Here is a 9,924-nt window from a genome sequence, read left to right on the forward strand (position 1 = left end):
CATGATCGAGACGATCAACAAGATGAACCGCATCTCGCGGCAGATCCTGCAGGAAACCGGTCTCGAGCCGGATCCGGCAACGCTCGCCGAGAAGATGGAGATGCCGGAAGACAAAATCCGCAAGATCATGAAGATCGCGAAGGAGCCGATCTCGATGGAAACGCCGATCGGTGACGACGACGATTCCCATCTCGGCGATTTCATCGAGGACACCAACACGGTCGCGCCGGCCGATGCCGCGTTGCACGCGAGCATGCGCGATGTCGTGAAGGATGTGCTCGATTCGCTGACGCCGCGCGAGGCGAAGGTGCTGCGGATGCGTTTCGGTATCGAGATGAGTACCGATCACACGCTCGAGGAAGTCGGCAAGCAGTTCGACGTCACGCGTGAGCGGATCCGCCAGATCGAGGCGAAGGCGCTGCGCAAGCTGCGTCACCCGAGCCGTTCCGACAAGCTGAAATCGTTCCTCGAAGGGAACTGATCCTCGGCGTTTCCCCTCAGAATGCCACCGGCTTCGAAACATTGCCGGTGGCATTTCCCGTCTTTGTTGTTACAATGCCGCCCCGGCGTTCAGTTCGGGCGCTTGTAGCGCGCGTCATTGCAGGGCCCCTAGCTCATGCTTGGTTAGAGCAGCGAACTCATAATTCGTTGGTGCCGGGTTCGACTCCCGGGGGGCCCACCACAATGTTCTTCATTTCAGAAGCTTAAGTTTTCTTGCGCTTATCCCGGGGCAATTCCGGGGAAGAAAACAGCGATTCGAGCCTCGCCATCTCTGGCGCATTCTGCTGACCGTCCATCCATTTCACGTAGGTCTTCAGGAATGCCTCAATGCTGCGCTCGAACTGCTTCGCGCAGAGCGCTGGCGTCATGCATGGAGAATGCGCTGCGAGCGAACCTGCTGGACGTGAGGGAACAGTACGGGCGGCAGATCAAGGCGTTGCCGGAAGCGTACGGCGATACAGGTCGATGGAAAGGCCGCTCGCCGAGACTGGCCAGGTCAGCCAACTATATCGACTGGATCACGTCGAGCAACGCCCGCTTGATCGCATTGCCCGCTCCGGCCCAGGCGAGCCCGATGGCCGCCTTATGATCGCCCAGTTCGAGCGGCCGGGCGACGACCTTCGGCGGCAGCGCCATCGCCGCGGCCGCCGGGATCACGCCAATGCCGAGCCCCGCCGAAATCAGTGCGAGCATCGTCGTGAACTCGCCGAGCTCCTGCGCAATCTCCAGATCCGCGCCCTCGCGTTTCAGCGCCACCAGCATGTCGTCGTGGAAACCCGGCGCGTAGCGCCGCGCGAGCACGAAAGCGGGAAAACCCCGGAGATCGGCCGGACGGATCACCGGCCGCGTGGCGAGTGCGTGATCGCCGGGAAGCGCGACGACGAACGATTCTTCGAGCACCACGCGGATGTCCAGGCCGCTGCCGCTCACGGGCAGGCGGATCAGGCCGAAGTCCAGCTGATTGTCGTGGAGCGCGGCGATCTGATCCGGCGTCGGCATATCCTTCAGTTCGAGCGTGATGAGCGGGTAGCGCGCATGCATGGCGCGAATCAGTGCCGGCAGCAGCTTCGGCAGCACCGACGACACGAATGCAATGCGCAACGTGCCGATTTCGCCCCGTGCCGACAGCCGCGCGGTCTGCTCAGCGCGCCCCGCCTGATGCAACGTAGCGCGTGCTTCGGGCAAAAAAAGCCTGCCGGTCGTGCTCAGGGCGACCTTGTGGCGGTCGCGTTCGAACAGTTGCACATCCAGTTCCGCCTCGAGCGCCTTGATCTGCATGCTCAGTGCCGGCTGCACGATGCACAGGCGCTGCGCCGCCCGCCCGAAGTGCAGTTCCTCCGCGAGCGCGACGAACGCGCGTAGATGCTTCAGCTCCATGAAATCCTCCGCCCCGAGGGCGCGCCAGGCCTGTAATCACGATTCATGATAACAGCGTCATGAAAGACTATTGGCGCGATGGCGGCGCTTCGGGTGAACTAGGCGCATTCGGAGACAAACCGCATCCAGCCGTGGATGCGCCGCCAACAAAATGGACGAGACGCTGAAACTCTTCAACCTGCGCGGCAAGCGCGCGCTGATCACCGGCTCCGGCCGCGGCATCGGGCTTGCGCTGGCGCGAGGACTTGCCGGCGCGGGTGCCGCGATCGTCATCAACGATCGCAATGAGCAAAAGGCAGCGGACATCGCCGCTCATCTGCGCGACGAGGGCTTCGACGCCGACTTCGCCGTGTTCGATGTGACCGACCGCGATCAGGTCGTCGCGGCGATCGACCGCGTCGAACAACACATCGGCGCACTCGACATTCTGATCAACAACGCGGGCATCCAGCGCCGCGCGCCGCTACAAAGCTTCGATGAACGCGACTGGAACGACCTGCTGCGCGTGAATCTCGACGGTGTGTTCCAGGTGTCGCAGGCCGTCGCACGACACATGCTGGCGCGCGGACGCGGCAAGATCATCAACATCGGTTCGGTGCAGAGCGAGCTGGCGCGGCCGGGCATCACGCCCTATGCGGCAACCAAAGGCGCCATCCGCATGCTCACCAAGGGCATGTGTGCGGAGTGGGCGCGGTACGGCATTCAGGCCAACGCGATCGCGCCCGGCTACTTCGAGACCGAGCTCAATCGCGCGCTCGTCGACGATCCGGCTTTCTCCGAATGGCTCTGCAAGCGCACGCCGGCGGGCCGCTGGGGCCGCGTCGAAGAGCTGTGCGGCGCCGCGGTGTTTCTCGCGTCGTCCGCATCGGATTTCGTGACCGGGCAGACGCTTTTCGTCGATGGCGGATTGACCAGCGTAGTCTGAACCCACAGGAGACAACACGATGCGTATTTCACTGGCAAGCCGACGCGTACGCGCGCTCGCGGGACTGACGATGGCCATCGCGGCGTGCACGTCGTACGCGGCCGACTGGATCGTGTCCGGCAACGACGGCAAATATCAGCGTGTCGAAGGCCGTGACACGTATCCCGACAATCCCGCGCCGGATACGCTGACGCTGCTGGACGCCAGCCACTTTCCGCCGCAGGTGAAGGTGCAGGTGGAAGTTGAAAACGGCATCCAGGGTCCGCCGCAGGCGGTTGCGATCACGCCGGACGCGAAGGTCGCGCTGGTCGGCGCGCCGACGCGTTACGACCATGTTGCGAAGAAGCTGCTGATGGATGCGTTTGTGCAGGTGGTCGACCTGCAGGCAACGCCGCCGGCCGTGACCCGGCTCGATATCGGCTGCCATCCGCAGGGCATCGCCATCGACCGCAGCGGCCGGCTCGCACTTGTCGCTTGTGTCGACGGCAGCGTGGCGGTGCTCGACATCGACGGAAACCGCGTGACGCTCGCGGATCGACTCAAGATCGGGCAGAAGCGGCTCGCGGGCGTGAGCTTTACGCACGACGGCAGGCATGCGCTGGTGGCGCTGCGCGATGAGCAGGGCGTCGCGGTGCTCGACGTCGCCGACGGGCGCGTGACCGACAGCGGTGTGCGTCTGTCGAGCGGCGTCGCGCCCTACACGATCGACGTATCGGGCGACGGCAAATGGGCTGTGGTGAGCGATGTCGGGCTGGCCGGCCTGCCATCCTATTCCGGCAAGCTCGCGGGCGATGCCGATACGGTGACGCTCATCGATGTCTCGCGCGAGCCGTTTCGCGCGGTTCAGCACGTGAGCGTGCCGTCTCTGCCCGAGGGCGTGGCAATTTCGCCCGACGGCAAATGGATCGGCGTACAGGCGATGGACGGTTCCAACCTCACGCCCGACAACCCCGGACGTCATGTGCGCGGCAAGGTGCTGCTGTTCGCGATCCGCGACGGCCAGGCCGTGAAGGTCGCCGAGGTGCCGGGCGGCGAGGCTGCGCAGGGCATCGTCTTCACCGCCGACAGCAAGCATCTGATCGTTCAGTTCAACGTCGAGAAGCAACTCGCGCTCTATGCCGTGAACGGCGGTCATCTGCGCGACACCGGGCAGCGCATCGCGCTGACGGGCGGACCTTCGTCGCTGCGCACGATGCCGCGCTGACGCGCCGGACATCCAGTCAACGCGTCATGACAGAGCACCATGTTTCGAATTCCTGACCCGACAAAGGCAGCCATGCCCCATTCGATTCCAACCCTGTGCGGCTCGCTCGCCGGCCAGCCGTTCACCTTCAACGTCAAGGTGCACAACGCGGCCTATCGGGCGCTCGGCGTCGACTACACGTTCGTCAGCTTCGGCGTGGAAGACGCCGCCGGCGCGATCGACGCGATGCGCACGCTCGGCATCCGCGGACTGAACGTAACGATGCCGCACAAGCAGGCGGTCATTCCGCACCTCGATGCGCTCGACGAAACGGCTCGCGAGATCGGCGCGGTCAACACCATCGACAACCGCGACGGCCATCTCACGGGCTACAACACGGACTGCGTCGGCGCCGTGCGCGCGCTCGAAGAAGCGATGCCGCTCGAAGGGCGGCGCGTCGCGTTGCTCGGCGCGGGCGGTGCGGCCCGCGCGATCGCGTGGGGTGTGCAACGCGCCGGCGCGCGGATCACCGTGTTCAACCGCACCGCGTCGCGCGGGCAGGCGCTTGCGCAGGACTTCGGTCTCGCATTCGGCGGCGATCCGGGCGACTTCGATCCACATGGGTTCGACATCGTCGTGAATGCGACTGCCGCCGGATTCCGCGCGCCGGAGGTCAAGCCGTTGCGCGCCGGACAGCTTGCGCCGCATCTCGTCGTGATGGATGCGGCCTTCATCCCGGTTCGCACGAAACTGATCCGCGACGCCGCCGAACTCGGCTGCCGCGTGATCGACGGCACGCGCATGCTGCTGCATCAATTCTGCGGTCAGGTCGAGCTTTATACGGGCAAGCCGGCCCCGCTCGAGGCGATGAGCGCGGCCTTGCTCGACGAGATCGCGCGAGTCGGCTAGGCCGGTGCGGTCCGGTATCGACGAAGGCGCGTGTGGCCAGCGCGATCCGGCACCTCGCGACAAGACGGGGGACGGGTTCATCGCATGGCGACACGGGCTGGAGCGGCGTTCGCACGCCGCCATGAAAAACGGGCCGTCGAGATCACACCGATGATCAAGGCGGCCTCCATATTGGAGGAGACGTCATGAAATACCAGCAATCCATTGCGGCCGCCCCGAGCGCGGGCTGCATCGACGCCGATAGCCGCAGACAGGACGTGACGACCGCGGATCTGTACCGTGCCGCATGGGCCGCATCGCTGGGCAGCGCGCTCGAATACTACGACTTTGCGCTGTACAACCTCGCGTCGGCGCTGATCTTCGGGCCGCTGTTCTTCCCGTCGAGCGATCCGAGCATCGGCCTGATCGCGAGTTTCGGCGCGTACTTCCTCGGCTTCGCGATCCGGCCCGTGGGCGGCATCGTTTTCGGGACGCTCGGCGACCGCTATGGGCGCAAGTTCGTCCTGATGGCGACGATCCTGCTGATGGGCGTCGCGAGCACGCTCATCGGCCTGTTGCCCACCTACGCGAGCGCCGGCGTCTGGGCGCCGATCCTGCTCGTCGGCTGCCGCCTGCTGCAGGGGCTCGGCGCCGGCGCGGAACAGGCCGGCGCCGCGGTGCTGATGGCCGAGTACGCGCCAGCCAGGCGTCGCGGATACTTCGCGGCGCTGCCGTTCATGGGCGTGCTGCTCGGGACGGTGATGGCGGCCGCGATCTACTTCGCGCTGGTGCGCGTCGAAGACGTCTCGCAGAGCTGGCTCTGGCGCGTGCCGTTCCTCCTGAGCGTCGTGATCATCGCGGTGGCGATCTGGATCCGGCTGAAACTCAAGGAGTCGCCGTCGTTCGCCAAGCTCGAAGCGCGCCATCAAGTCAACGACAGTCCGTTGAAACATCTCCTTGCGCATTCGAAGCCGACCCTCCTCCGGGTCATCGGCATGCGGATGGCGGAGAACGGCGGTTCGTCGATCTATCAGTCGCTCGCCATCAGCTATATCGCGGCCGCAACCGGCCTCAAAGGATCCATCGGGCCGCTCGCGCTGCTGCTCGCGGGCGCGTCGGGCGCGCTCGTCATTCCGCTGACCGGCATGCTGAGCGACCGGTTCGGACGCATTCCCGTGTATCGCGCGTTTGCGTTGTATCAGATGCTGCTCGCCTATCCGACCTGGTGGGTGCTGAGCCTGGGCAACGCGACGGCGAGCGTCGCGATGTTGTGCGTCGCTCTGGTCGGCGTCTGGGGCATGTTCGCGACGCAAGGCGCGCTGCTTCCCGAACTCTTTGGCGCACAGCATCGATATGCCGGCGTCGCGGTGGGGCGCGAAGTGTCGGCTGTCATCGCGGGCGGGGTGGCGCCGCTCATCGGCGCGTCGATCATCGCGTGGGCGACTGCGCACTGGGGCGGCAGCCAGGGCACGATCCTCGCGTGGATTCCGCTCGCCACCTATGTCGCCATGCTGAGCGGGATCGGTGTGGTGACGACCTTCTATACGCCGGAAACGCGCGGCCGTGACCTCGACAGCTTGCGCGACGCCGCGGACGTCACGGCGGGGGCGGCGGATCGGCCAGAGGCATGACGCTTTATGTCCCGGGCGCCCGGCGCAGTGATCGCCGAGTCGGGCGCCGGTCTTGTCGCTTCAAGCCGCAAGCAACTGCTGCCGCATCTTGTCGAACTGTTCGCACTCGTCTTTGAGCCATGCGGAAAACGCGGCAATGCGCGGGTCTTCCGGCTGACGGCAAAGTAATACGTAGCGTGCCGGTGCCGGGACGTGTCTGCCAAACACATTGACGAGGCGCCCGCTCCTGAGTTCTTCGTAGACCAACGCCGACCGGCTGATAGCCACGCCCTGATGGTTCATTGCGGCACTGATGGCCAGGCTGGAGAGGTTGTATTGCGGGCCTGCCAGATGCGCGATCCATGACGGATGAACGGCCTCCATCCAGACGCGCGATTCCGCAAATTCCGGCGCGCCATCCCATGCGGCAGCATCGTGCAGCAGGACGACGCCGTCGAGCGACGTCCCCTTCGCGAAAGCGGGGTGCTGTTTCAGATATGCCGGAGTCGCAACAGCAACCAGGTGTTCGGCCAGAACGGTTTCGGCGTGAAGTTGGGGATAGTCGAGGGGATCGTATCGGATCGCCACATCGATTCCGCCGGCCTCCATCGCGTATCGGTCAAGCGACTGGAATTCGGCGATGACGCGCAGCGGGACATCGGGCTGCCGGCGCTGAAAGATGGTCAGGCGCGGTATCAGCCATTGCAGCGCAAAAGACGGCGAGCAGCTCACCTGCAAGGGCCGGTGCGACAGTCCGAGCTGGCTGAGTGTCTGGTTGATGTCCAGAAACGCTCTCGACGTGACTTCCCAAAGGACCTTGCCCTTCGATGTCATCACCAGGCCGCGCGCGTGACGTTCGAACAAGGGGTAGCCGAGACGCTCTTCCAGATGACGAATCTGTTGACTGACCGCGCTTTGCGTCAGGTTGAGCGCGTGTGCCGCCTTCGTGAAGCTCAACAGACGCCCGGCCGATTCAAAGCAGCGTAGCCAGCCGAGAATGGACGAGTCGAGTTGCATCGGTATTAGCGTGGCTAATGGGGGGATTAGAAACTAGCGCTTCCGCCGACATTTGGCAAGCTCTACCATCCTTCCGGCTGCTTCCTTTTCCGTTGCTTTCGATACAGGTCATTCCATGGCATCCGTGCTTGGCGCTCCCGGTCTATTAGACAGACTACAGTCCGAAGAACCGCTTCTGTGGCTCAATCCAAACCTGGGCAGTGCTCTGCCGGAGCATGCGCCAAGCCACGCCCAGATCACGCAGGCCGAAAGGCGTCTCGCGCAGTGCGAGGCCTTGATGCGCGAGCTCTTTCCAGTCGACATCGCGGGGCCGATCGAATCCGAACTGATGGCCGCCGCGCATTTGCAGCAAGCGCTGATGCAGCCCGGCAGGCAACCGGGCGCGTGGTTCCTCAAGCGCGACGATACGCTGCCGATCGCCGGATCCGTGAAAGCGCGGGGCGGCTTTCACGAAGTCCTGACGATTGCCGAATCGATCGCCATCGAGGCGGGTCTGCTCGATGCGGCCGGCGATCGGCGAGTGCTGGCTTCCCCGCGTGCTCGCGAACTGTTTTCACGGCACACGGTTGCCGTCGGCAGTACCGGCAATCTCGGCCTCAGCATTGGCGTGATGGCCGCCGCGCTGGGCTTCAGGGTGATCGTGCACATGTCTTCGGACGCCAAACAGTGGAAGAAGGAACGCCTGAGGCAGCGCGGCGTCGAGGTCGTCGAGCATGAGGGCAGCTATGCGCAGGCGGTCGCGGCCGGCCGCGAGGAAGCGCTCAGGACGCCGAGATCCCATTTTGTCGACGACGAGCGCTCGCTGATGCTGTTCCTCGGCTATGCGGCGGCGGCGCGCCCGCTGGCCGCGCAACTCGAGGAAGCCGGACGCATCGTCGACGCCGGGCATCCGCTTTTCGTCTATCTCCCGTGTGGCGTCGGCGGCGCGCCGGGCGGCATTACTTATGGCCTGAAGGCGTTGTTCGGTCCGCATGTGCACTGCTTTTTCGCGGAACCCGTCGCTTCCCCGTGCATGCTTGTCCAGTTGGCGGCCGGTCACGGCGAACAGGTCTCCGTCTATGACATCGGGCTGGATAACCGGACAGATGCCGACGGTCTGGCGGTCGGTCAGGCTTCGCCCCTCGTCAGCCCGTTGATGGCGGCGCAACTCTCCGGCGTATTCACGGTGAGCGACGCGCAACTCTATCGGCAGCTGCTGCGGGTCAAGCAGACGATGGATATCGATCTCGAGCCTTCCGCCGCCGCTGCCGTCAACGGGCCGGTCTGGCTGAGCGACTCGCCGGAAGGTCGTGAATACACGCGTGCCCGCAATCTCGACATGAGCGGCGCCACCCACGTCATCTGGACGACCGGCGGATCGCTGGTGCCGCCCGAAGAACACCGGCGTTTCCAGGAATACGCGAAAGCGCTTGCCGCTCAACGCTGAGCCACACGATGGATGTCATGGCCTGACGACTTGATAAAACAACAGGAGACAAACGCCATGTCTGAAGCACGCCCGGAACCGGATGCGTCTTTCCAATCGCTGATCGCCAAACTGAACTGGCGGTTGCTGCCCTTTCTGCTCGTCTGCTATGTCTTTGCGACGCTCGATCGCGTCAATATCGGCTTCGCCAAGCTGCAAATGCAGGGCGATCTCGGGCTGTCCGATGCGGCCTATGGACTGGGCGCGGGGATTTTCTTCATCGGATACATGATGTTCGAAGTCCCGAGCAATCTGATGTTTCCGAAGTGGGGCGCCCGCAAGACGTTCAGCCGCATTCTGATTCTGTGGGGCCTCACGTCGGCCGGCATGATGTTCGTGCGCGACGAGACCACGTTCTATGTGCTGCGATTCATGCTCGGCGTGTTCGAGGCGGGGTTCGCGCCCGGCATGTTCTTCTACCTGACCTATTGGTACGGCAAGGCGAACATGGGGCGTGTCATGGGCATCGTGTTGCTGGCCGGGCCGCTCACCGGCGTGATTTCCGGCCCGTTGTCGGGCGGAATCATGACGCACCTGGCCGGCGTGCATGGCTTGCACGGCTGGCAATGGCTGTTCGTCCTGGAAGGCATCCCCTGTGTATTTCTTGGCGTCCTTGCCCGGTTCGTTCTGTCGGACAAGCCCGCCGATGCCCGCTGGCTGAGTGCCGAAGAGCGCGCGCTCCTTGCGTCACGGAAGGATGCAGACCACCCCAGGCATCACTCGTTTGCGCAGGTCGCCAGGGATCCGCGCATCTACTTGATGGCGATGGTCCTTTTTTGCCTGTTGAACGTCGCCTATGCGGTTGCGTTCTGGTTTCCGACCCTGCTCCGAAACAGCGGCGTGAGCGATCCATTGTCGATCGGTTGGCTGTCGTCGATCCCGGCTGTCGTAGCGTGCGTTGTCATGGTGATGGCGGGGCGCATTTCAGACCGGTACGGCGACCGTAGCCGCCATGTGA

10 protein-coding genes, 1 tRNA gene and 1 pseudogene are annotated in these 9,924 nt (G+C 64.4%); 9 read left to right on the forward strand and 3 right to left on the reverse strand.

All coding sequences use genetic code 11. From position 1 onward, the window contains the following. A partial coding sequence (locus KH616_RS15370) for a sigma-70 family RNA polymerase sigma factor (protein WP_292247690.1) occupies nucleotides 1–481 on the forward strand: 481 nt, incomplete at its 5' end. A 122-nt stretch (nucleotides 482–603) separates the two neighbouring features. After that, a tRNA-Ile gene (locus tag KH616_RS15375) sits at nucleotides 604–682 on the forward strand. A gap of 22 nt (nucleotides 683–704) precedes the next feature. On the opposite strand, the gene KH616_RS15380 is transcribed toward KH616_RS15375, so the two are convergent. Further along, nucleotides 705–869, reverse strand: coding sequence for a hypothetical protein (locus KH616_RS15380; RefSeq protein WP_292247693.1), 165 nt, complete (start codon nucleotides 867–869; stop codon nucleotides 705–707). 2 nt (nucleotides 870–871) lie between these two features. Here KH616_RS15380 and KH616_RS15385 point away from each other — a divergent pair. Next, nucleotides 872–958 (forward strand): annotated as a pseudogene (locus KH616_RS15385) (DUF1153 domain-containing protein); the annotation flags it as partial. A 47-nt stretch (nucleotides 959–1,005) separates the two neighbouring features. On the opposite strand, the gene KH616_RS15390 reads toward KH616_RS15385, so the two are convergent. Next, entirely contained in the window at nucleotides 1,006–1,878 is an 873-nt protein-coding gene (locus KH616_RS15390) for a LysR family transcriptional regulator (protein ID WP_292247695.1), read from the reverse strand. 151 nt (nucleotides 1,879–2,029) lie between these two features. Between KH616_RS15390 and KH616_RS15395 the strand changes: the two genes are divergently transcribed. From KH616_RS15395 to KH616_RS15410, 4 genes are all read left to right on the forward strand, one after another. Further along, entirely contained in the window at nucleotides 2,030–2,803 is a 774-nt protein-coding gene (locus KH616_RS15395) for a glucose 1-dehydrogenase (protein ID WP_292247698.1), read from the forward strand. 19 nt (nucleotides 2,804–2,822) lie between these two features. After that, nucleotides 2,823–4,007 (forward strand): YncE family protein, encoded by a 1,185-nt coding sequence (locus KH616_RS15400; RefSeq protein WP_292247699.1) that lies wholly within the window; start codon nucleotides 2,823–2,825, stop codon nucleotides 4,005–4,007. A gap of 72 nt (nucleotides 4,008–4,079) precedes the next feature. Next, nucleotides 4,080–4,895: a shikimate dehydrogenase gene (gene aroE, locus KH616_RS15405; RefSeq protein WP_292247702.1), complete on the forward strand. Its 816-nt coding sequence runs from the start codon at nucleotides 4,080–4,082 to the stop codon at nucleotides 4,893–4,895. 185 nt (nucleotides 4,896–5,080) lie between these two features. Next, nucleotides 5,081–6,505 carry an MFS transporter gene (locus KH616_RS15410; RefSeq protein WP_292247705.1) on the forward strand — a complete coding sequence of 475 codons (1,425 nt, stop codon included), beginning with the start codon at nucleotides 5,081–5,083 and terminating at the stop codon, nucleotides 6,503–6,505. A 60-nt stretch (nucleotides 6,506–6,565) separates the two neighbouring features. Here the strand turns inward: KH616_RS15410 and KH616_RS15415 are convergent, their stop codons facing one another. Then, nucleotides 6,566–7,507, reverse strand: coding sequence for a LysR substrate-binding domain-containing protein (locus KH616_RS15415; protein ID WP_292247710.1), 942 nt, complete (start codon nucleotides 7,505–7,507; stop codon nucleotides 6,566–6,568). Nucleotides 7,508–7,616: 109 nt separating this feature from the next. Here KH616_RS15415 and KH616_RS15420 point away from each other — a divergent pair, with 109 nt between their 5' ends. Then, nucleotides 7,617–8,927, forward strand: a complete 1,311-nt coding sequence (locus KH616_RS15420; protein ID WP_292247707.1) for a D-serine ammonia-lyase — start codon at nucleotides 7,617–7,619, stop codon at nucleotides 8,925–8,927. 57 nt (nucleotides 8,928–8,984) lie between these two features. Beyond that, a partial coding sequence (locus KH616_RS15425) for an MFS transporter (protein ID WP_292247713.1) occupies nucleotides 8,985–9,924 on the forward strand: 940 nt, incomplete at its 3' end.

Source organism: Burkholderia sp., assembly GCF_018375725.1.
Lineage (GTDB): Bacteria > Pseudomonadota > Gammaproteobacteria > Burkholderiales > Burkholderiaceae > Burkholderia.

What these genes read in the sequence shown, in the direction of transcription:
- KH616_RS15380 (WP_292247693.1), bottom strand. Translation starts at nt 869, where the DNA reads ATGACGCCAGCGCTCTGCGCGAAGCAGTTCGAGCGCAGCATTGAGGCA.
- KH616_RS15390 (WP_292247695.1), bottom strand. Translation starts at nt 1,878, where the DNA reads ATGGAGCTGAAGCATCTACGCGCGTTCGTCGCGCTCGCGGAGGAACTG.
- KH616_RS15395 (WP_292247698.1), top strand. Translation starts at nt 2,030, where the DNA reads ATGGACGAGACGCTGAAACTCTTCAACCTGCGCGGCAAGCGCGCGCTG.
- KH616_RS15400 (WP_292247699.1), top strand. Translation starts at nt 2,823, where the DNA reads ATGCGTATTTCACTGGCAAGCCGACGCGTACGCGCGCTCGCGGGACTG.
- aroE (WP_292247702.1), top strand. Translation starts at nt 4,080, where the DNA reads ATGCCCCATTCGATTCCAACCCTGTGCGGCTCGCTCGCCGGCCAGCCG.
- KH616_RS15410 (WP_292247705.1), top strand. Translation starts at nt 5,081, where the DNA reads ATGAAATACCAGCAATCCATTGCGGCCGCCCCGAGCGCGGGCTGCATC.
- KH616_RS15420 (WP_292247707.1), top strand. Translation starts at nt 7,617, where the DNA reads ATGGCATCCGTGCTTGGCGCTCCCGGTCTATTAGACAGACTACAGTCC.